This window comes from Micromonospora lupini str. Lupac 08, from assembly GCF_000297395.2.
GTDB lineage: Bacteria > Actinomycetota > Actinomycetes > Mycobacteriales > Micromonosporaceae > Micromonospora > Micromonospora lupini.
The window spans coordinates 4,190,762-4,212,053 of record NZ_HF570108.1; the positions used below are offsets into that span (position 1 = coordinate 4,190,762).

General features: G+C 75.6%; 18 protein-coding genes. 8 read left to right on the forward strand and 10 right to left on the reverse strand.

Going from position 1 to position 21,292, the window contains the following annotated elements:
- Positions 1–9: 9 nt before the first annotated feature.
- Genes MILUP08_RS20370 through MILUP08_RS20380 form a run of 3 tightly spaced genes read left to right on the forward strand, consistent with a single transcriptional unit; the run spans position 10 to position 3,411 of the window.
- Positions 10–813, forward strand: coding sequence for an ABC transporter ATP-binding protein (locus MILUP08_RS20370; RefSeq protein ID WP_007461040.1), 804 nt, complete (start codon positions 10–12; stop codon positions 811–813).
- Positions 810–2,864, forward strand: coding sequence for a penicillin acylase family protein (locus tag MILUP08_RS20375; RefSeq protein WP_007461041.1), 2,055 nt, complete (start codon positions 810–812; stop codon positions 2,862–2,864). Before MILUP08_RS20370 ends, MILUP08_RS20375 begins: the two co-directional genes overlap by 4 nt.
- The gene (locus MILUP08_RS20380) at positions 2,854–3,411 is read left to right on the forward strand and encodes a GNAT family N-acetyltransferase (RefSeq protein ID WP_007461042.1); all 558 of its coding nucleotides are present in this window, start codon (positions 2,854–2,856) and stop codon (positions 3,409–3,411) included. Before MILUP08_RS20375 ends, MILUP08_RS20380 begins: the two co-directional genes overlap by 11 nt.
- Before the next feature lie 69 nt (positions 3,412–3,480).
- Here MILUP08_RS20380 and MILUP08_RS20385 read toward each other — a convergent pair whose 3' ends face one another.
- From MILUP08_RS20385 to MILUP08_RS20405, 5 genes are all read right to left on the reverse strand, one after another.
- Complete coding sequence (locus MILUP08_RS20385; protein WP_007461043.1) at positions 3,481–7,188, reverse strand: S8 family serine peptidase; 3,708 nt, start codon at positions 7,186–7,188, stop codon at positions 3,481–3,483.
- A 113-nt stretch (positions 7,189–7,301) separates the two neighbouring features.
- Positions 7,302–7,910 carry a bifunctional 4-hydroxy-2-oxoglutarate aldolase/2-dehydro-3-deoxy-phosphogluconate aldolase gene (locus MILUP08_RS20390; RefSeq protein ID WP_039906336.1) on the reverse strand — a complete coding sequence of 203 codons (609 nt, stop codon included), beginning with the start codon at positions 7,908–7,910 and terminating at the stop codon, positions 7,302–7,304.
- Positions 7,907–8,644 carry an IclR family transcriptional regulator gene (locus MILUP08_RS20395; RefSeq protein WP_007461046.1) on the reverse strand — a complete coding sequence of 246 codons (738 nt, stop codon included), beginning with the start codon at positions 8,642–8,644 and terminating at the stop codon, positions 7,907–7,909. Before MILUP08_RS20395 ends, MILUP08_RS20390 begins: the two co-directional genes overlap by 4 nt.
- 3 nt (positions 8,645–8,647) lie before the next feature.
- Positions 8,648–9,664 carry a sugar kinase gene (locus tag MILUP08_RS20400; protein ID WP_007461049.1) on the reverse strand — a complete coding sequence of 339 codons (1,017 nt, stop codon included), beginning with the start codon at positions 9,662–9,664 and terminating at the stop codon, positions 8,648–8,650.
- A 93-nt stretch (positions 9,665–9,757) separates the two neighbouring features.
- Positions 9,758–10,609 (reverse strand): S1 family peptidase, encoded by an 852-nt coding sequence (locus MILUP08_RS20405; protein ID WP_007461051.1) that lies wholly within the window; start codon positions 10,607–10,609, stop codon positions 9,758–9,760.
- Between the two features lie 172 nt (positions 10,610–10,781).
- Between MILUP08_RS20405 and MILUP08_RS20410 the strand changes: the two genes are divergently transcribed.
- Positions 10,782–11,960, forward strand: a complete 1,179-nt coding sequence (locus MILUP08_RS20410; protein ID WP_007461053.1) for a low temperature requirement protein A — start codon at positions 10,782–10,784, stop codon at positions 11,958–11,960.
- A 9-nt stretch (positions 11,961–11,969) separates the two neighbouring features.
- Here MILUP08_RS20410 and MILUP08_RS20415 read toward each other — a convergent pair whose 3' ends face one another.
- The gene (locus MILUP08_RS20415; protein WP_007461055.1) at positions 11,970–12,542 is read right to left on the reverse strand and encodes a nucleosidase; all 573 of its coding nucleotides are present in this window, start codon (positions 12,540–12,542) and stop codon (positions 11,970–11,972) included.
- A gap of 189 nt (positions 12,543–12,731) precedes the next feature.
- Between MILUP08_RS20415 and MILUP08_RS20420 the strand changes: the two genes are divergently transcribed.
- A complete protein-coding gene (locus MILUP08_RS20420) occupies positions 12,732–13,163 on the forward strand; it encodes a Rieske (2Fe-2S) protein (protein ID WP_007461057.1) in 432 nt (143 codons plus the stop codon).
- Between the two features lie 29 nt (positions 13,164–13,192).
- Here the strand turns inward: MILUP08_RS20420 and MILUP08_RS37165 are convergent, their stop codons facing one another.
- Complete coding sequence (locus MILUP08_RS37165; protein ID WP_007461059.1) at positions 13,193–16,069, reverse strand: Hsp70 family protein; 2,877 nt, start codon at positions 16,067–16,069, stop codon at positions 13,193–13,195.
- 238 nt (positions 16,070–16,307) lie between these two features.
- Between MILUP08_RS37165 and MILUP08_RS20430 the strand changes: the two genes are divergently transcribed.
- Entirely contained in the window at positions 16,308–17,000 is a 693-nt protein-coding gene (locus tag MILUP08_RS20430) for a response regulator transcription factor (protein WP_007461060.1), read from the forward strand.
- On the forward strand, positions 16,993–18,006 hold the full coding sequence (locus tag MILUP08_RS20435) for a sensor histidine kinase (protein WP_007461061.1): 1,014 nt from the start codon (positions 16,993–16,995) through the stop codon (positions 18,004–18,006). Before MILUP08_RS20430 ends, MILUP08_RS20435 begins: the two co-directional genes overlap by 8 nt.
- 11 nt (positions 18,007–18,017) lie before the next feature.
- Here the strand turns inward: MILUP08_RS20435 and MILUP08_RS20440 are convergent, their stop codons facing one another.
- Genes MILUP08_RS20440 through MILUP08_RS20450 form a run of 3 tightly spaced genes read right to left on the reverse strand, consistent with a single transcriptional unit; the run spans position 18,018 to position 20,121 of the window.
- Complete coding sequence (locus MILUP08_RS20440; RefSeq protein ID WP_007461064.1) at positions 18,018–18,773, reverse strand: class I SAM-dependent methyltransferase; 756 nt, start codon at positions 18,771–18,773, stop codon at positions 18,018–18,020.
- On the reverse strand, positions 18,770–19,450 hold the full coding sequence (locus MILUP08_RS20445) for a TIGR04282 family arsenosugar biosynthesis glycosyltransferase (protein WP_007461065.1): 681 nt from the start codon (positions 19,448–19,450) through the stop codon (positions 18,770–18,772). The genes MILUP08_RS20440 and MILUP08_RS20445 overlap by 4 nt, the downstream gene beginning before the upstream one ends.
- Positions 19,447–20,121, reverse strand: a complete 675-nt coding sequence (locus MILUP08_RS20450) for a glycosyltransferase family 2 protein (protein ID WP_039906341.1) — start codon at positions 20,119–20,121, stop codon at positions 19,447–19,449. The genes MILUP08_RS20445 and MILUP08_RS20450 overlap by 4 nt, the downstream gene beginning before the upstream one ends.
- Positions 20,122–20,266: 145 nt before the next feature.
- On the opposite strand from MILUP08_RS20450, the gene MILUP08_RS20455 reads away from it, so the two are divergent.
- Positions 20,267–21,292: hypothetical protein (locus tag MILUP08_RS20455; RefSeq protein ID WP_039908447.1), on the forward strand; the 1,026-nt coding region annotated here is incomplete at its 3' end.

The following is a 21,292-nucleotide window of genomic DNA, read 5'->3' on the forward strand; positions in this document are numbered from 1 at the left end:
GGAGCATCAATGACATCCCGCCTCGGCGGCACCGCGCTGACCCTCGCCTACGACCGGCGCACCATCTCCGAGGACCTGACGGTGGCGGTGCCCGACCGGTCGTTCACGGTGATCATCGGGCCGAACGCGTGCGGCAAGTCGACGCTGCTGCGCGCGCTGTCCCGGATGCTGCGCCCCAGCGCCGGCGCGGTGCTGCTCGACGGTCGGGACATCCACGACCTGCCCGCCCGCACGGTGGCCCGCACCCTCGGCCTGCTGCCGCAGTCGTCGATCGCCCCGGACGGGATCGGCGTCGCCGAGCTGGTCGCCCGGGGCCGCTACCCGCACCAGGGTCTGCTGCGGCAGTGGTCGCGCGAGGACGAGAGGATCGTCGACGAGTCGATGGCCGCCACCGGGGTCGCCGACCTCGCCGACCGGCCGGTGGACGAGTTGTCCGGCGGCCAGCGGCAGCGCGTCTGGATCGCCATGGCGCTGGCCCAGCAGACCCCGCTGCTGCTGCTCGACGAGCCGACGACGTACCTCGACATCGCCCACCAGATCGAGATCCTCGACCTGTGCGCACGGCTGCACGAGGAGCAGGGGCGCACGCTCGTCGCGGTGCTGCACGACCTCAACCACGCCGCCCGGTACGCCACCCACCTCATCGCGATGCGCGACGGGCGGGTGGTGGCCGCCGGCGACCCCCGCGAGGTGGTCACCGCCGACCTGGTCGCCGAGGTGTTCGGGCTGCCCTGCCGGGTGATCGACGACCCGGAGACCGGCACCCCGCTCGTCGTCCCGGCCGCCCGCCGTCGCGCGCCCGAGCCGTCATGAGGCCGGGGGTCTACCGGGACCCGTGGGGCGTCCCGCACGTACGCGCCGCCGACCCGCTCGCCCTCGCGGCGGCGCAGGGCCGGGTGACCGCGTACGACCGGGCGTGGCAGATCGAGGTGGAACGGCACCGGTCGGCGGGCACCAGCGCGGCAGTCCTCGGTGTCGACGCGCTCGCCTGGGACCGCTTCGCACGCCAGGTCCGGCTCGACGACACCGCCCGCCGTTGCCACGCCAACCTCGACGAGGCGACAGCCGAGTGGGTGGGCGCGTACGTCGACGGGGTGAACGCCGGCCTCGCCGCCGGGGCGGCCCGGTCACCGGAGTTCGCCGCCACCGGGCTGGCCCCGGGCCGGTGGGAGCCGTGGACTCCCCTCGCGGTGTGGCTGGGGCACCACATCCTGTTCGCGGGGTTTCCCGGCAAGCTGTGGCGCGAGCACGTCGCGCAGCGCCTCGGCCCGGCGGCGGTCGAGGCGTTCGCCACCGACGGGCCGGCCGTGGCCGGCAGCAACGGGTGGCTGCTGGCCGCCGAGCGGACCGGCACGGGCGGTGCGCTGCTCGCCGGCGACCCGCACCGGTTTCTCGAGGATCCGGGCGTCTACCAGCAGATCCGGCTGGCCTGCCCGGAGTACGACGTGGTCGGACTGGCCGTGCCCGGCGTGCCGGGCATCGCCCACTTCGGCCACACCGGCGCGGTGGCGTGGGCGATCACCAACGCGATGGCCGACTACCAGGACGTCTACGCCGAGCGGTTACGCCGGCACGGCACGCGGGTGCAGGCGCTCGGCCCGGACGGCTGGCGGGAGGCGCACGTCCACGTCGAGACGATCGAGGTGGCCGGCGCGGACCCGGTCCCTGTGGAGGTGGTGGAGACCGACCGGGGGCCGGTGATCGCCGGTGGACCGGACGACGAGACGGCGGTGAGCCTGCGCTACCCGCCCCGGGTCCGCGGCGAGTTGGGCTTCGCGGCGTTACCGGAACTGCTGCGCGCCCGTAGGGTGTCCGATGTGGACGAGGCGTTGCGGCACTGGGTGGAGCCGGTGAACGTCGTGCAGGCGGCGGACACCGCCGGCGGGCTGCTGAACCGGGTCGCCGGGGCGGTGCCGAAGCGGCACCCCGACAACGGCCGACGGGTGGTCCCCGCCTGGGAGGCCGCGTACGCCTGGCGCGGTTGGCACGCGCCGCTGCCCCGCGCCCAGGTGACCGGCCGGGCGGTGATGGCGAACGAGCGGGGGCTGGCGGCGCCGCTCGGCGTCGAGTTCGCCCCACCGCACCGGGCGCGGCGGATCGCCGAGCTGCTCGACGCCGGCCGGGGCTGGACGGCCGAGGCGATGGCGGTCGTGCACACCGACACGCACCTCGGCTCGGCCGGGGCGCTGGTGGCGGTGCTGGGCGGGCTGACCGGGCTCGGCCCGGCCGCCGCCGCGCTGCGTGACCGGCTGCTGCGCTGGGACCGGCGGATGACCGCCGACAGCGCCGACGCGGCGGACTTCGCCCTCCTGCGGGCCGCCGTCGTGCGCCGGATCGCCGCCCACCCGGCCCTCGCCGCACTGGCCGAGCCGCCCGCGTACCCCGAGGTGTTCGCGCCCTGGTTGGCGCTGACGCCGCGGGTCGGCTACGCGCTGGAGCACCTGCTCGGCGGCACGTCGCTGCCCGGCCTCGACGCGGCGGCGGCGGTCCGCGCGGCGGCCGAGGAGGTCGCGGACGCGGCGGACGGCCCGGTGCGCTGGGGTGACCTGCACCGGCTGGCGCCGTGGCAAGCGCTGCCCGACCCGGACGCCGCACCCGGTCCCCGCCTCGACGGCGACCACGACTGCGTGCTGGCCACCTCAAGCGTGCCCGGCGTCACCCACGCGTGCTTCCGGGGGCCGGCCGCGCGGTTCGTCTGGGACCTGGCCCGACGCCAGGACAGCCGCTGGGTGGTCCCGCTGGGCGCCTGCGGGGTGCCCGGCGACCCGCACCACGACGACCAGCAGGCCGCGTGGCTGGCCGGCGAACTGCTGCCGGTGACCACCGACTGGGACCGCCTCACCGAGGAGTCGGATGAGCACTGACGAACCGCACCACCGGCGCGACGTGACCGGTTTCGGGGTGGTCACCGTCCGCCCGGTGCGCCCGGACGAGGACGCCGACCTGTTGCACGGCTGGGTCACTGCCGAACGCGCCCGGTTCTGGGGGATGCGCGAGGCCAGCCGCGAGCGCGTACGCGAGATCTACGCGTACCTGGACTCGCTTGCCACCCACCACGCGTACCTGGCACACCGCGACGGCGTGCCGGTGGCGCTTGTGCAGACGTACGAGCCCGGGGCCGATCCGGTCGGCGGGTGCTACGAGGTGCTCCCCGGCGACGTGGGCGTCCACCTGCTCGTCGGACCGCCGGTGACCGCCGAGCGGGGTTTCACCGGCGCGTTGTTCGGCGCGATCCTGGAGTTCGTCTTCGCCGACCCGGGCCGGCTGCGGATCGTCATGGAACCGGACGTCCGCAACGACCGGATGCTCCGCCGGCTGCGGCGCAGCGGGTTCCGGGCCGGCCCGGTGATCGACCTGCCGGAGAAGCGCGCGCTGCTGCACTTCCTCGACCGGCCGGCGGCTGCCGGCTGACGCCGCTACGGCACCGGCCGCCGGCCGGGGTGCGTGGGGCACCCGGGCCGGCGGCCGGCCGTCAGCGCGTCACCGCAGGCCGAAGGCCCGGGTGAGGCTCTGGCTCACGGTGTTGCCCGCCGCGTCCCGCGCGGTGGTGCGCAGGCTCACGAAGCCGGCCTTCGCCGGCGCGTCCAGCGCGGTACGCCAGCCGTCGCCATGCCGGGTCAGCCGCTGCCTCTGCCAGATCTTTCCGTCGTCGTAGGAGACCTCCACGGTGACCGCGCCGATCGTGCCCGTGACACCCGGCAGGTGGGAGGCGACCACTGTCAGCGGCGCCCGCCGCGACGCCCGGCCGGCGGGGTCGATGGCCACCTGGTAGTCCAGCTGGATCATCGGCAGCACCGCCGACGACTCCGCGCCGGTGACCGCCGAGCTGAAGCCCCACTCGGTGTGGGTGTGCCGGGAGTACGGGTTGGTCCAGGCCCCCCGGTCGTTCTCCACCACCAGCCGGTACGGCAGCCGCTGCGCGGCCAGGCCGGAGACCTGGAGGTACTCGGCGTTGCCCCAGTTCAACTCCGTGTCGCCCTGGTAGAGGGTGGTCCGGTTGACCATGTCGTAGTTCGCGTACGCGTCACCGATGTGGCCACCCCCGTCGCCCCAGCCCGGGGCGGGCAGGTAGACGGTGTCCAGGTAGCGCACCGGCACGTAGCCACCGCCCATCCGGGGCCGCTGGATCGGCCCGAACCACTGCACGCTGCTCGGCCGGTCGGCCGGGTAGGTGGCCACCTCCATCAGGTGCTGGCCCGTCTCGCCGACGATGTGCGCGTCGTCGATCCACCGCTCGCCGGCGGTCACCCAGTCGGTGCGCCGGCCCTGGGCCGGGGCGGTCTCCTGGTTGCCCGAGGCCATGCCCTTCCAGACGTCGGTGCGGAACTCCAACGCCTTGCCCTGCCGGTAGTTGCGGAACTCCACGTCGACCCGGGCCAGTTGCCGCTTCGTCGGCCGGTAGGTGGGGTCGGCGGGCGTCGCCCCGGTCCAGTGGTGCGCCACGTCGTACAGGTAGGTGGTCTCCGGGTGCGAGTCGACTGTCAGCCGCACCGGGCCGCGCCCGAGCGCCGCGACGAGCTGGTCGCCCTCGTCGGCGCCGAGCGTCGCCACGGTCACCGGGGCCGGGCTCTCCGGGCTCCACGGCGACTCGTCCCACGGCTGGAGCCGGCCGACGCCGTCGTTGACCACCAGCAGCAGCTTCGCCCCGGCCGCCGCGGCGGCCTGCGCCTGGGTGGCGATGTCCACTGTGTCGCTGCGCCGGACCACCACCGCCCGGTCGCGGACCGGCCGCCTGGCCAGCCCGGCCGCCGACGCGTCGGCGACATAGACCGCGTCCAGTTGGCGACGACCCGCCGGCAGCGCCGGGGTCGCCCGCTTCACCAGCAGGTCGTACGACCGGCCGCCGGCCGCCACGGTCAGCGCCGGCTGTTCCAGACGCCACCGGGCTCCGAACTCGAACTCGCCGTCGGTGACGGCGCGGCCCGTCGGCAGCGTCCACATGCTGTCGTACGAGTCGTCGGGCAGCACCTGGCTCTCGGTGAGCCCGTTCGCCGTGGCCCGGTGGATGTCCATCCGCAGCGAGGTGGCGGTGGCCTCCTGCGGCACCTCGGCGCGTACCTGCCGGGCAGCCCGCGCGTCCAGGGTGACGGTGCGGTCGGCGGTCAGGTCGACGTCGGTGAAGCCGAGCAGGGCCATGCCCTTGGAGTGTGGCCCGTGCGCGCCGCGCACGTCGGCGGAGAGCCAGCCGGTCCAGCTCGCCACCGGCAGCCGCAGCGTGGCGGTGCCGGTCTCGGGCAGGTCCACGGCCGTGAACAGGCCGTCGGTGGTGAGGATGACCTTGCCGGCGAGCGGCTTGCCGTCCCGGTCCCTGGCGACGAGCGTCAGGTTCTGCCGCTGCCCCTCCTTGGCCGCCCCGATCAGGGTGCGACCGCGAACCGTACCGGCCTCGTCGGTGGCGATGATCGCGCCACTGACCTGCTTCTCGGCCGGCAACCTGTCGTACGCGGCGGTGAGCGTCACCGTCGCGGTGCCGGCGGCGGGCACGGTGACCGTGCCGGCGGACAGGGCGAAGAGGCCGGCGGGCGCGGTCGGCGCGTCGAGGGCCAGCCGCAGGGTGACCGGGGCGCTGCCGACGTTGGTGTAGGTGACGGTCCGGTCGACCGTCGCGCCGGGCTGCTGCGGCCACGCCCGGAAGCCGGAGTAGGCGCTCGGGGTGGCGAAGACGGTGGCGTGCACGGCGGCGACCGCGTCCACCCGGCCGGCGCCGGCCTGGTACGGGGTGTACCCCGGGGTGGCCTTGACGGTGCTGACCAGCGCCTCCTTGATGCGCTGACCGGTCCAGTCAGGATGCGCGGCGGCGACCAGCGCGGCAGTGCCGGCCACGTGCGGCGTCGCCATCGACGTGCCGCTCATCACCGTGTAGTCCCCGGAGCCGCGCACCTGGTGGGAGCGGGCGGCGAGGATGTCCACGCCGGGCGCGGTGATCTCGGGCTTCAGCCCACCGTCACCGGCGCGCGGGCCCTGGCTGGAGAAGTCGGCGAGGTGATCGGCGGAGTCGACGGCCCCCACGGTGAGCGCGGAGTTCGCCGCCCCCGGGCTGCCGATGCTGTTCGGCCCGCCGTTGCCGGCGGCGATCACGAAGAGCGCGCCGGTCTCGGCGCTGAGCCGGTCGACGGCCTGGCTCATCGGGTCGCTGCCGTCGGTGGCCTCGCCACCCAGGCTCATGCTGACGACCCGGGCCTTCTGCTCGCGGGCGGCCCACTCCATGCCGGCGATGATCCACGAGTCCTGCCCGCTGCCCTCGCTGTTGAGCACCTTGCCGACGTGCAGCCGGGCGCCGGGGGCGACGCCCCGCTCGACACCACCGGACGCGGCGCCGGTCCCGGCGATCGTCGAGGCGACGTGCGTGCCGTGTCCCTTGTAGTCGAGGATGTCGGGCTCCTCGGGCACGAAGCTGCTCGACTCCGCGATCTGCCCGGCGAGGTCCGGGTGCTCGGCGTCCGCGCCGGAGTCGAGCACCGCGACGTCGACACCGGCGGCCGTGTTGCCCTCGGCCCACACGGCCGGGGCGCCGATCTGCGCGGTGGACTCGGCGAGGTCGGCGTGCACCCGGCCGTCCAGCCACACCTTGGCGATGCCGTTCGCGAGCGTCGGCGCGGCGCCGGCGCGGCGGGCAGTGCCAGCGGTGAGCGCGCCCCAGAACCGGTCGGCGGTGCCGCGCGGGCGGGTCAGCGCGGCGCCCCGCACGCTGTCCAGCGACCGGACCACCTCTGCGCCGTCCACTGTGGGACGGGTGCGGGCGCGGGCCGCGGCGTCGGTGAGCGTGACGATCAGCGGCAGCGCGTCGGTGTGCGCGTCGTCGTACCCGTCGGCGATGAGGTCGGTGACGTTGAACAGTTGCCGGTCCAGCAGGCCGCCGGTGACGTACGGCAGCGCCGCGTCCGGGTAGACGTACGTGTCGCCGTCGAGAACCGTACGGTGGAAGGTCGGCGTGCTGCCGTCCGGCCGGCGGACGGTCGAGACGGTGCTGCCGTCGGCAGCGGTGGTGACGGTGACCGTGTCCCCGGTGACGAGGGTGACGGTCGACGCGCGGCCCGGGACCGCCGGCGGCTGGCCGGTGGGGTGACCCGGATTGCCCGGCGGGGCGGCGGACGCCCCCGTGCCGGGTGGGGTGAGCCCGGCGGCCAGAGTGAGGGCGGTGCCGAGGGCGATCAGCCCGGATCGGCGGCGCCTGGAAGACAGAGCCACGATGACCTCTTTGTGTCGAGGAGCGGTACGCAGCACAGCATCACGGCAACGCCCATCCCTCCCACCCGCCGCCCCGGGGCGCACATACGCCATGGCGCAATCGCGCCACCCGGTCAGCGTTTGTGGGTCGCCAACTTGGCGAGCTGGTCCAGCTGGGTCGGATCGGAGAGAGCCGAGCCGACGGCTGCCACCCGGACGCCCGCGTCGAGGAACGCCGCGGCGTTGCCCGCGTCCAGGCCGCCCGTGGCGACGAAGCGCAGCTGCGGCAGGGGGCCGGCCATGGCCCGGAACCAGGCCGGCCCGAGGGAGATCGCGGGGAACGCCTTGAGCCAGGTCAGGCCGTGCCGCAGCGCCTGCTGCGCCTCGGTGGGGGTGGCCACGCCGGGCAGGTGCGGCAGGCCGCGCGCGGCGGCGGCGTCGGCGACCGCGAGGTCCAGACCGGGCGCGACGGTGAACGCGGCGCCCGCGTCGGCCGCCGCCGTGACCTGCTCGGCGTCGAGCACGGTGCCCGCGCCCACGATCCGGTCGCGCGCGGCGCCCGCCTCGACGGCGGCGCGCAGGGCGGGCACCGCGTCGGGGGTGGCCACCGGCACCTCCACCACGTCGATGCCCAGGTCCCAGGCGCGCTCGGCGAGGCGGACGGTCTCGGCGACCGGCAGGCCGCGCAGGATCGCCATCACGCGGGCGCCGCCGAAGATGTGCTCGAAGTCCGCTGTGGTCATGGTCCACTCCATCCGAGGTCGCGGGAGATCTGCTGGGTGGTGGCCAGCAGTTGGGGCAGCAGGTGGCGCAGGTCGGCGAGGGTGGCCACCACCGTCGGCGCCGTCACCGACACCGCCGCGGTGACCGACCCGTCGGCGTGGCGCACCGGCGCGGCCACACAGGTGATCAGCGGCTCGAACTCGCCGTCGTCGGCGGCCCAGCCCTGCTCGGCGACGGTCGCCAGCTCCGCGCGCAGCGCGGCCGGGTCGGAGATGGTGGCCGGGGTGTACGCCGGCAGCGCGCCGCCCTCGACCAGCCGGGTCAACTGCGGGCGGTACGCGAGGACCGCCTTGCCGACCCCGCTGGCGTGCAGCGGCGCGGTGCGGCCGATCCGGGAGTACATCCGCACCTGGCCACGGGCCTCGATCTTGTCCACATAGACGAGGTCGTCGTCGACGAGCTGTGCCAGGTGGATGGTGTGCCCGCAGTCGCGGCCGAGTGCCGCCAGGTGGGGGCGGGCCACGGCGCGTACGTCCAGGGAGTCCAGTGCCTGCTGCGCGAGGTCGATCAGCCGCAGGCCCACCGTCCAGCCGCCGTCGGTGCGGCGGGCGAAGCCACCCGACTCGAGGGTCTGCAGCAGCCGCAGCGCGGTGGACTTGTGCACGCCCAGGTCGGCGGCCACACCACCGAGCTGCGCGGGCTCGCGGGCCAGCAGTTCGAGCACGCGCATCGCCCGGTCGACGCCCTCGGACACCCCTCAGCCCTCCGCTCGCGCGCCGGTCAGGTCGGGTGGTGACCAGGGTCCGTCGAGCAGCCGCTGAAACCACGACCACGGCGGCAGCGGCGCGTTGTCGCCGGCGCTGCCCAGCGCCTGCGCGGCGACGAGGTGACCGAGGCGCAGCCGCCGCGTCGGGTCCAGGTCGCGCAGCAGCCCGGCCAGGTAGCCGGCGGCGAACGCGTCTCCGGCGCCGACCGGCTCCACCACCGACACCCGGGGCGCCGCAACGACGACCGGTGCGGCGTCCCGGCTCAGGGCGGTGGCGCACACCGCGCCGTCCTTGACGACCACCGTCTGCGGGCCGGGCAGCAGCCGGCGGACCGCCGCCGCGTCGACGGCGCCCCAGAGGGCGTACGCCTCGTCCTGGCCGACGAAGACCAGGTCGCTGCGGTCGGCGAGGTCCCGCAGCACCGGCGCGGCCCGCTCGGCGGACCAGAGCCGGGCCCGGTGGTTGACGTCGAAGCTGATCAGCGCGCCCGGCAGCGGCCGGTCGGTCACCGCGTGCTCGACAAGCGCCCGGCAGGAGGCGGAGAGCGCCGGGGTGATCCCGGACAGGTGCAGCACCCGCGCGCCGGCCAGCCGTGGGTCGGCCAATGCGCCGGGGTCCATCCGGGACGCGGCGGAGCCCGCCCGGTAGTAGTGCACGGCGGTGGCCGTCGGGCCCGGATCCTTGAGGTAGAGGCCGGTGGGGGCGGCCGGGTCCACGCCCACCAGGTCGACGTGGACACCGGCGTCGGCGACGTGCCGGACGACGGCCCGGCCGAAGGGATCGTCGCCGACCCGGCTCACCCAGGTGGACAAGTGGTCGAGGCGGGCCAGGTAGCCGGCCACGTTGGACTCCGCGCCGCCGACCGAGACGGCGACCCGCTCGGCGTGCTCCAGCGGCTCGCCCGGCGGTGGGCACAGCACGACCATGGTCTCCCCCACCGTGACCACCTCGACCGGCGGGGAGCCGGCCGGGGCGGCAGCGTGGTCGGGTCGGGGCTTGCTCGACATGGCGGCACACGTCCTCGGGGAGGGGTCCGGGCGCCGCCGAGCCTAGGCGCGTTGTGCCAGACGAGCAACCCGTTGCGCTCAGCGCAACGGGTGTCAGGGCAGGCTCAGCCCGTACGCGGCCAGCACCTCCCCGATCGGCTGGTAGTAGGTCGTGCCACCGGCGGTGCAGTTGCCGGTACCGCCGGAGAGGATGCCGAGGATGGTGCCGGTGGACGCCACGTACAGAGGCCCGCCGCTGTCCCCCGCCTCGGCGCAGATGTTGGTGCGGATCAGGCCGTAGATCACGCCGGTGGCGTAGTTGACGGTCTGGTTCAGGCCGGTGACGCTGCCGCAGCGCACCCCGGTGGTGGTACCGCTGCGACAGACCGCCTGACCCACGTACGCGGTGCCGGCGCCGTAGATGGTGAGCAGCCCGGGATACGTGTAGACGGCGCTCGGGTGGGCGATCCGGCCGGTGTAGCGGATCAGCCCGTAGTCGTTGCCGGGATAACTGGTGGCGGTGCGGGTCCCCAGCACGGTGGTCTGCGCGCTGTCGGCGTACCAGGCGCTGACGGCCGCGGTGCAGTGGCCGGCGGTGACCACGTAGTAGGTGCTGCCACTGCGCACGTTCGCGCCCAGCGAGCAGCGGCTGCCGCCGCCGTAGATGCCCTGCCCGGCGGCGATGAGGGGGCGCAGCATGCCGGGCTCGCGACGCAGCAGCGCACCGGCCCGGTCGGCCGCCGCCCGCAACCTCGCCAGGTCGGCGGCGGTCACGGTGTCGTCGACGGTGACCGTCATCCGGCCGGTGGCCGGGTCGAGCCCCCAGGCGGCGCCGGGTGTGCGTACCTCGGACAGCACGGCGGCCGGGTCGGCGGCGGCTCGGTCGGGGACGGCGGCCTGCGCGGCGCCCGGCGCGACGAGCAGCAGGGCGGTCAGGACGAGGGCGACGTGTGGGGAGCGGCGCATCCGAACCTCCGGTAGAGATCGAGACCGATGGATGCCGACAAGCGTCGCCCGGGGTGGAACGTCCTGACAACCTCCGGTCGCCCTCTTCCCCGATCGGCGGGAATCGCCGATCCAGGGACGGCCCGCGGCGGCGCCGCCGATAATCCTCGGGAGACACGGCGGGAGGCCGGGCATGACCACCGGAGGCACCGCGGCACTCCTACGCCGGCCGGACGGGTCGACCCGGGCCACGCTGCTGGAGCTGCTCTACGACGTGGTCTTCGTGGCCGCGCTCGCGCAGACCTCGAAGCTGCTCGCCGACCAGGAGTCCTGGGCCGACAGCGCCAAGGTGCTCCTCATGCTGACGGCGATCTGGTGGACGTGGTCGGTCACCTCGACCACCACCGAGTTCTACGACCCGCAGCAGCGCCCGATCCAGGCCATCCTCATGGTCGCCATGGTCGGGTCGGTCGGGATGGCGGCCGCGCTGCCGATGGTCACCGGCGGGCAGGCCACCGCCTTCGCGCTCGCCTACGTCGGCACGCACGTCATACGCGGCATCGTCCTGCTCGCCGCGCTGTTTCGGCAGCAGCACCGCCTGGCCCTGGCACGAGCCAGCCGGTTCCTGTTCTGGTTCCTGGTGTCCGGCGTCCTCTGGATCAGCGGCGCGCTTGCCGACTCGGCACGATGGGGGCTCTGGACCCTCGCGATCGCGATCGATCTGGCCTCCGCGGCGGCCCGCTACCCCACCCCCTGGCTGGGTCGGGTGCCCCTCAACCAGTACGCGCGGACCACCGAGCACCTCGGCGAGCGGTACCAGCAGTTCGTCATCCTGGCCCTCGGCGACATCATCCTGGTGCCCACCCTGGAGATCAGCCGCAGCGAATTCGACCGCCTTCGGCTCGCCGCCCTGCTCTGCGCGTTCGCCATCATGCTGCTGCTCTGGCAGATCTACGTCTTCCGGGCCGGCGAGCTGCTCGGGGCGAGGGGGGACCGCCCGGCCCGCGTGGCTCCGTACACCCATCTGGTGATGCTGGCCGGCGTGGCCGTCACGGCGGCCTCCTTCGACCTGGTGGTCGACCGGCCGACCGGAACGACGCCGGTGCGGTGGTTGATGCTGATCATCGGCGGGCCGGCGCTGTTCGTGGCCGGCCGGGCCCTGTTCACCGTGCTGCTGTCCGCCCGCGTGCCGTGGCGGCGCGTGGCGTGGCAGCTGCTGCCCCTGCTGACCCTGCCGTGGGCCGGCGACTGGCCACCGGTGCTGGTCACCGCGATCGCGGCCCTCGGACTGGCCGGCCACGCGCTGATCCCCTCCCCCGCCCACTACCGGGCGACCGAGCCGGGGCTGCACGCCCGGCGGCTCGACGAGTGACCGGCCCGCTCAGGCGAGGTGTCGAGCGGTCCAGTCCGCGAGGTCGCGGGCGCAGTCGTCGACCGACTCACGCCAGGTCCGGGCCGCGCCCTCCCCCGCCTCGTCGCTCACCTGCTTGACCAGCCGACACGGCACGCCGGCCTGCGCGGCGGCCCACGCCACCGCGTACCCCTCCATGTCGACCAGGTCGGCGCGCTGCGCCAGGCGCTCCCGGGCGTCGTCGTCGGCCACGAACGTGTCGCCGGTGGCCAGCACCGCGCCCTCGCCGGCCAGCGCGAGCGGCGCGCCGTAGGTCTGGCCGGTGAGCGTACGCAGCAGGTCGGTGTCCAGGTCGTGCTGGAGCACGGTGGCGACCTCGTGGATGCCCGTCCAGCCGGGGCGCAACGCGCCGGCCGTACCCAGGTTGAGCAGCAGGCTGGGGCGTGGGTTGGCGGCCAGCACGGCGGCGACGGCGCTGGCGGCGTTCACCTTGCCCATGCCGGTGAGCAGCACCGGCAGCTCGGCGGGCAGGTAGCGGGCCTCCTCCCCGACGGCGAGCACCACAAGCGGACGATCGGCGCGGACCGTACCCCGAAGAATCACCGGAGCATTTTAAGGGCCGTCGTCGGCGGGCGGTTGCGGCGCCCAGCCGCCATCCAGGCTCGTCTCAACGGGCGTTCAGCCGGGTGCGGCAGGCTGGGCCCCGCGACCGTCGGCCCCACCCGCCCACGCCGCCGAGCACCGGCGGCGACGCCAGGGGGCGCGGTCCGGCGACGGAAAGAGGAGACGACGGTGTACGACGGACAGGAGTTCCTCCGCGACAAGCGCTGGTGCCTGAGCAGGCGAGCGCTGCTGGCCGGAGCCGGCGCGGTGGGCGCGGCCGGGCTGCTGAGCGCGTGCGGTGGCGGCGACAGCTCCGCGGGCGCGGCGGCCGCCGCCCCCGGCACCGTGCTGGCGCACACCGGCGACGTGCCGGTCGGCGGCGGCACGGTGGTCGACGGCGTGTTGGTCGTCCAGCCCGTGGAGGGCACCTTCAGGGCGTACGACGCGACCTGCCCGCACCAGGGCGTACGGGTCGGCGCACCGCGCGACGGGGTGATCACCTGCCCGGCGCACAACTCCACCTTCGCGGTGGCCGATGGCGCCCGCCTGGGCGGCCCGGCCCCGAAGGGCCTGACGGAGATCCCGATCACGGTGGACGGCACCACGATCACCCGAGCCTGACCAGCACCCCCACTCCCAGATCGCGGTGGTCAGTCGTTGGTGAACCCGTACAGGACGAAGTCGCGGTCCGCGCCGCAGGCGATCACGCGGGTGTTCCACGAGCAGGACGCGCTGCGGACGTCGACGAGCTGACCCAGCTCGTCGACCTCACCCGACTCGGCCCACACGCCGGCCACGCTGCGGTTGTCCGCCACCGCGCTGGTGGGCTCGGCGAAGACGAGCAGGTTGCCGGCGTCCAGTCGGGCCGCCACGCCGGGACGGTCGGGCAGCACCGGCTTGCCGGCGGCGTCGAAGAGGGTGACGGTCGCCTTCGGGTACTCCCGCTCGGCGAGCAACTGGTCGCCGACCGGGACCAGGCGGATCGCGCCCGGCGCCGACCAGGAGACCGACGCCTTGCCCTCGGTCGCCGCGACCACCTCGGTGCGCTCGGAGTCGCTGTTGCGCACCTGCAGCAGACAGGCCCGCCGCTCCCCGCACGCCACCAGCGCCTTCGGCCGGTACTCCGCGTTCTCGGCCCGGTGGAGGACCACCGGGGCCGCGTCGGAGCCCAGGTCGTACGCGAGCACCTGGTACCCGGCGTCGGCGGGCGCCACGAAGAGCCGGTCCTCGTGCGCCACCAGCAGGTCGTCGAGGTCGGCGACGTTGCCCCACTCCCGCAGCACCGAGCCGGAGGACATGTCCAGCAGCCGCACCGACCGGTCCGCGCCGAGCTGCACGAGTCGCCGTCCCTTGCCCGTCCACGAGTCGCGGGGGGCGCCGTCGAGGAACGCCGGCCCGCCCGCCGCCTCGTCGGTGCCCACCGGCCGGACGACGGTACGGACACCGCCGTACTGGTCCTTCGGGTTGGGTTTGCTCCATTTGTCGGTGCCGTCGCCCAGCTTCAGGCCGACCAGCCGGCCGGCGGACCGGTCCACAAGCACCGCCGTGTCGTCGGAGAAGTAGACGTCGTCGTCGCCGCGGATCGCCCGGTGCCAGCGCTGGGCGCCGGAGCGGCCGTCCAGGAGGATCAGTTCCCGAGGGGTGCTGTCGCCCGGGGCGTCGGCGAGAACCGCGACGGCCCCCGGTACGGCGATCAGCCTCGACCAGTCGTAGGCGGCGACGTCGGTCTGCCTGCGCCACAGCTCGCCACCGGTGCCGGTGTCGACGGCCACCACCTCCAGCCGGTCGTCCGGCAGCGCGTACCCCAGGTAGGCCCGATCGTCGAGCACCGCCGTCCACATCCCGCTGGGCCGCTCGGCGCCGGCGGGGGGCCGCGACAGCTCGCGCAGCGACCCGAACTCCAGGTCCGGATAGCGGTCCCGCAGCAGGTAGAGCGTCGCCGCGGTGGCCACCCCGGCCAGGGCGAGCACCGCACCGAGCACGATCCAGCGGGCCCGCCGCCAGGTCGTACCGCCGGGTGGGGTGGGCCCGGTGGGCGTCGGGGTGGCGCTCGCCGCGCCGACCAGGGTGCCCGCGACGCCGGACGACCCCGGCACGGTCGGCGCGGGCGGCGGCGGCCAACCCGGCCCGGCCCACGCCGGCCCGGGCTGCGACGGCACGGTCGGCGCGGTCGACGGCACGGTCGGCGCGGGCTGCGACGGCACGGTCGGCACGGTCGGCACGGTCGGCACCGCTGCCGGCGCGGACGGGCCGTTCGGAGGTGGCGCGGATGGGCCGGCTGGAGGCACAACAGGCGGCCCCGCGGGAGCCGGGCCAGCCGGCGCGGGTGGGCCCGCCGGAGCCGGGCCGGCCGGCGCGGCCTGCGGTCCCGCGTACGCCGGCAGTGCCCGGCGCAGCGGAAGGTCAGTCAACGCGCCCTCGGCCACCGGCAGCTCCGGCTGGTCCAGCACCGTCGGCGCCACTCCCAGCTCGGCGTGCAGCATCCGTGCCACCAGCGGAATCCGCGAGGAACCGCCGACCAGGAACAGCCCGGCGAGCTGGTCGGGCCGGAGCCCGGCGGCGGCGATCACCTCCCGGGCCCGCTCCACGGCACGGCGCAGCAGCGGCGTGGCCACCCGCTCGACGTCGTCGCGCGTCAACCGCACCGCCTCGGCGACCCCCGGCACCGCGACCGGGGCCACGGTGGAGCGGGACAGCGTCTCCTTCGCGCCGCGTACCTCGTCCCACAGCCGGACCTGGTCGCGGCGCTGCGCCGCGTCCGAGGGCCGGACCAGCCGCGCCCACCGCCGGGCGTGCCGCTCGCCCAGCAGCTCGCCGACCCGCTGCACCAGCGCCGCGTCCAGGTCGAGGCCGCCCAGGTCGGACAGGCCGCCGTCGGCGACCACCCGGAAGCCGGAGTCACCCCACGGGTCTGCGCCCTCGTTGCGCAGCACGGCGACGTCGAGCGTTCCGCCGCCGAAGTCGAACACCGCGATCGCGCCGCCGACCGGCACCGGCCGGTGCAGCACCTGCGTGTAGTAGCGGGCGGCGGCCACCGGCTCGCGCAGCAGGCGCGTGCCCGGCGGCGTCGGCCCGGCGAGGGTGTGCTCGGCCGCCTGCGGCCATCCGGCCCGCAACAGCGCGTCGGCGAGCACCTGCCGACGCGACTCGTCCCAGGCCGCCGGGCAGGTGAGCACGGCCGGAGGCAGGAAGCCCACCGCGTCCACCGCGGCCCGCCCGACCGCCGCCAGCAGCGCGGCGAGCAGCTCCGCCGGGAGGTACGAGCGCTCACCGAGCAGTACGGTCGGCTCGTCCACCCGACGCTTCGGGTTCGGCTCGAACCGGGCCGGGTCGCCCTGCGCCAGCCGTCGGGCGTCGGTGCCGACGTGCAGGGTGCCGTCCGGGTCGGCGTACACGGCCGACGGGCTGACCGGCTGACCGTCCATCAGCACGGGACGGGTCCGGCCGTCCGGCCACCGCAGCACGGCGACCGTGTTGGACGTACCGAGGTCGACGCCGAGGGCGAAGCCCTCGTGCTGGCCTGCCATCTGCCCGATACCTCCGCCGCGACGAGGGAAACCCAGCCCCGCATCGTACGCAGCACGTGCCGCCCCGCTGATCACTCGGTCAGCCGACGGTCGGCGCCGAGTGGCCCGGCTGCCGGGCGGCCCGCGCCGGATCGGGCGGCAGGTCGACGACCGCCGTCGCGGCGGTAAGCAAACCGCAAGATCTGCGCAATCGCCGAGCGCATCCGTGCTGGCTAGGCTGGCCCCGGGGAGGTGGCCGGTGGCGCAGCGGGTGCTCGTGGTCGACGACGACAGGACCGTCAGCGACGTGGTCTGCCGCTACCTGGAGCACGCCGGGTACGAGGTGAGCCACGTCGGCGACGGGCTGGCCGCCCTGGAGGCCGTCCAGGACCGGCCGCCGCACCTGGTCGTGCTGGACCTGATGCTCCCCGGGCTGGACGGGTTGCAGGTGTGCCGGCGGCTGCGGGAGCGGCCGGACGGCGTACCCATCATCATGCTTACCGCGCGTGGCGACGAGGCGGACCGGGTGCTCGGCCTGCAACTGGGCGCCGACGACTACCTGGGCAAGCCGTTCTCCCCGCGCGAGCTGGTGCTGCGGGTCGGGTCGGTGCTGCGCCGGGCCGGTGAGCCGGCCGCGCCGGCGGCCGAACTGCTGGCCGACGCGGGGCTGGAGGTGGCCACCGGGCCACGGATCGCCCGGCTGCACGGCCGTGAGCTGGCCCTGACGTTGCGCGAGTTCGACCTGCTGGCGCACCTGATGCGGCACCCGACGCGGGCCTTCAAACGCACCGAGCTGCTGGAGCGGGTGTGGGGGTGGAACTTCGGCGACCAGTCGACCGTGACCGTGCACGTGCGGCGGCTGCGGGAGAAGATCGAGGACGACCCGGCCGAACCGCGACGGATCGTCACGGTCTGGGGCGTCGGCTACCGGTACGAGCCGGCCGATGCGTGACCTGGCGCTGATCTTCGCGGCGGCGCTCGCGGCCGCCCTCGGCGTGGGCCTGCTGGGCGCGCTGACCCTGCGGCTGCTGCGCCACCGGTCGATCACCGTGCACGTGTGCGTCCTGCTCACCGTCACCGTGGCCGCCGTGGTGGCCGGGGTGGTGGTGGTCGCCCAGGCGATGTTCCTGTCTCCGCACGACCTCCAGGTCGTCCTGCTGACCGTCGCCGCGGCGGCGGTCGTGAGCCTCGGCGTCGGCTGGTACTTCGGGCGTCGACTGGCCGTCGCCGCGGTCTGGGCGGCCCAGGCCCGGGAGCGGGAACGGCGGGTCGAGAAGGGCCGCCGGGACCTGGTGGCCTGGGTGTCGCACGACCTGCGGACGCCGCTGGCCGGCCTGCGGGCGATGGCCGAGGCGCTGGAGGACCGGGTGGTCGACGACCCGGCGACGGTCGCCGAGTACCACACGCGGATCCGCCTGCAGACCGACCGGATGACCCGACTCGTCGACGACCTGTTCGAGCTGTCCCGCATCAACGCCGGGGCGCTGCGCCTGACACTGTCGGCGGTGCCCCTCGGCGAGGTGGTCTCCGACGCCTTGGCCGGCACCGCGCCGCTGGCCAGGGCCCGCCGCATCCGCCTGGTGGCCGCCGAGTCGGGCTGGCCCACGGTGCTGGCCAGTGAGCCCGAGCTGGCCCGGGTGGTGGGCAACCTGCTGCTCAACGCGGTGCACTACACGCCGAGCGACGGCACGGTACGGGTGGACGCCGGATGCGAGAGCGACGCCGCCTGGCTGGCGATCGCCGACACCTGCGGCGGCATTCCGGAACACGACCTGCCCCGACTGTTCGACGTGGCGTTCCGCGGCGAGCCGGCCCGTACGCCCCGCGCCGGCGGGGAGGGCTCCGGCGGGCTGGGGCTGGCGATCGTGCGCGGACTGGTCGAGGCACACGGCGGCCGGGTCGACGTGCAGAACGTCGTCGGCGGCTGCCGATTCGTGGTCCGCCTCCCGACGGCCTGACACCGGCGGCGTCAGCGGCTCGCTGCTGCCAGCTCGCCGAACCAGCGACGCCCCCGCCGGAACACGTCCCGTACCGCCAGCCCGGCGGCGTCGGCGACCGGGTGCACGGCGCGCGCGTCCAGCCGGGCCCAGCGGAACGCCGGGCCGAGCAGCAGGCGGCCGGCCCGCTGCTCGGCGGCCACCCGGGCCTGGCCCTGCCACAGCCCCGCGCCGGGCGGCTCCAGCTCCACCAGCACCGTGCCGCCGGGAACGAGCAGGTCCCGGCAGCGGCGCAGCAGCGCCACCGGTTCGCCGCCGATGCCGATGTTGCCGTCGATCAGCACGGCGTGCGCCCACCGGCCCTCGCCGGGCAGCGGTTCGAACAGGTCACCGTGCACCGCCACCGCGCCCCGGGCCCGCGTCAGCCGCACCGCCGTGGCGGAGACGTCCACGCCGACCGCCGTCCGGCCGGCCCGGGCCAGCGCCACGGTGAGGCGTCCCGGCCCGCAACCGAGGTCGAGTGTCGGCCCGGCGCACCGCTCGACCAGCCCGGCGACCGCCGGCTCGGCAGGTCCGTGCCAGCGGTCCACCCGCAGCCGGCTGCGGACACCGTCGCCGTGCACGAGCCACCGGCCCCGGGGCACACGGTCGGCGAGCGCGGCGGCGAACGGGTCCGCAGGCGATTCGTCGTACGCCCGGGCCGGCGCCGTGGGCAGCCCGGGCGACGGCCTCGCCGCAGCGGTCTCGACGGGGGCGGTCTCGACCGGGGCGGTGTCGACGGGGTTCACCGCAGGCCTCCCGGCAACAGGGCGAGGCGGACCACCGCGACCTGTCGGGCGAACCGCCCGTCGGGCACCTCGACTGCCACCGCGAGGGCGTCGGACCACTCGTCGACGTCACGTAGCACCGGCAGCGGCGCGGTACGCAGGCCACGCCCGGTCAGGGCCGCCCACGTGTCGCGGCCGGTGTCGGGCGTCGACATCGGCACGTCGCGCAGCACCTGGGCATGCCGGGGGTCACGCAGCCCGAGCGACCACCAGCCGCCGTCGCGGGCCCGGCCGAGCACCGCGTCGGCGGCGCGCAGCCGCAGCACCGCAGCGGCCAGCCCGGTCGGCGTGACCTGCGGGGTGTCCATCCCGATCTGCAGCACCGGCCGCCCCGGGTACGCGGCCGCGACCTCGGCGTACGCGTTGGCGAGCCGATCGCCCAGGCCCACGCCCCGCTGGTCGAGCACCGACCAGCCGGCCAGCGCGGCGGTCAACGCGGCGGAGTCCTCCGCCTCGGTCAGCCGACCCGTCCAGGCCAGCACCGGGGTGACACCGGGAGTGGCGCGGACGGCGTCGAGGGTGTCGCGCAGCGCGGCGGCGGCGATGCGGGCCGCCTGCGCCGGCGTGGCCGGTGGGCAGAGCCGCGTCTTCACCGCCCCCGCGACCGGCGCCTTGGCGACCACCAGCAGAACGGTCACCGGGGGCCCTCCACGGTACGCAGCACGCCGGCGAAGTCCCGGGTCGCGCGCAGGGTGCCCCGGACCGAACCGGACACCTTTGACCGGGTGCCGGCGGCCCGGGGCGCGTACGTGACGTCCAGCTCGTGGATCCGCCAGCCGGCAGCGGCGGCCCGGATCAGCAGTTCGAGGGGGTAGCCGAAGGCCCGGTCGGTGACACCGAGGTCGAGCAGCGCCTGGCGGCGGGCCACCCGGATCGGGCTGAGGTCCCGCAGCGGTACGCCCCGACGGCGCAGCAGCGCGGCGACCAGCGCCGTACCGGCTCGGGCGTGCCAGGGCCACACCCCCGCCCCGACCGGTCGTCGCCGGCCCACGCTGAGGTCGGCGGTGCCCGCCAGCACCGGCGCGACGAGGGCCGGCAGCTCGCTGGGGTCGAACGACCCGTCGGCGTCGAGGACGCACACCACCTCACCGTCGGCGGCCTCCAGGCCGGCGTGCACCGCCGCGCCGTAACCGCGCCGGGGCTCGTGCACCACCCGGGCGCCGTGCCGGGCGGCCACCTCGGGTGAGCCGTCCCGGGAGCCGTTGTCCACCACGATGGCCCGGTAGCCGGGCGGCAGGGCGGTGAGTACGCCCGGCAGGGCAGCCGCCTCGTCCAGGCAGGGCAGCACCACGTCGATCTCAGTCGGCATACCGCCGACGCTAGGACGACGCCTCGGCGACGGAGGCCGAAATGTGCTTACCGAACCCTTACCACCTGGGCATTTCTTACCGTCCGGTGACGGCCCGCCGATTCCGGAGCGCGAGGTCGAGCTGTCGCCGTACCGTCCGGTGGTCATGGCCTCGACCACCGCTCTCGCCGCCGCCCCCGGACGGACCCCGCCCCGCCGCCACGCCAGGGACCTCCTGGTGGTGGGCGTGGAGGCGGCGCTGCTCGCCATCGCCGTGCTGGTGGGGGCCCTGCTCAACGCGCGCGACGCGGGGCTGCACGCCGACGCGGCGCCGCTGTACGCGACGTGGCGGCCGCACGTCGGCTGGGGCAGCCCGGCCGCGCTGGCGGTAGCGGTCGCGGTGGTGGGCTGGGGAGCACGGTGGGCCCGTACCGCGCGGTGGGGTGTCCTGCTGACCGCCGCGTGGCTGACGGCCGTGGCCTGGACGTTGTCGCTGGCCCTCGTGGACGGTTGGACGGCGGGGTTGACCCGGCGGCTCACCCCGCAGGCCGAGTACCTGCACGAGGTTCCCGGGGTGACCGACATCCCGGCGATGCTCGCCGGATTCGCCAGCCGGATCGTCGACTTCCAGCCCGGGTCGTGGTCCACCCACACCGCCGGCCACCCTCCGGGCGCGCTGCTCATCTTCGTCTGGCTGGACCGCGTCGGCCTCGGTGGAGGCGCCGCCGCCGCGTTGGCCTGCGTGCTGGTCGGAGCCACGGTCGCGGTGTCGGTGCCGGTGACCCTGCGGGCGCTCGGCGCGCCCGAGGCGGCCCGCGCGGTGCTCCCGTTCCTGGTGCTGCTGCCGGGTGCGGTCTGGGTGGGCGCCTCGGCCGACGGCATCTTCGCCGCCGTGGTCGCGGCCGGTCTGGCGCTGCTGGCGGTCCGTGGCCGCGTCGCCGCTCTGGCCGGCGGAGCCGTGCTCGGCTTCGCGCTGTACCTGTCGTACGGGTTCCTCCTGGTCGGTGTGCTCGCGCTGGCCGTGGTGGCGCTGCGCCGTACGCACCGTCGGGGCGCGCTGCTCGCCGCCGTCGTCGGGGTCGCGGCCGTGGTGGCGGCCTTCACCGCGGCGGGCTTCCACTGGTGGGTCGGCTACCACCTGGTGGTCGATCGGTACTACCAGGGCTGGGCCGCCGACCGCCCGTACGCCTAC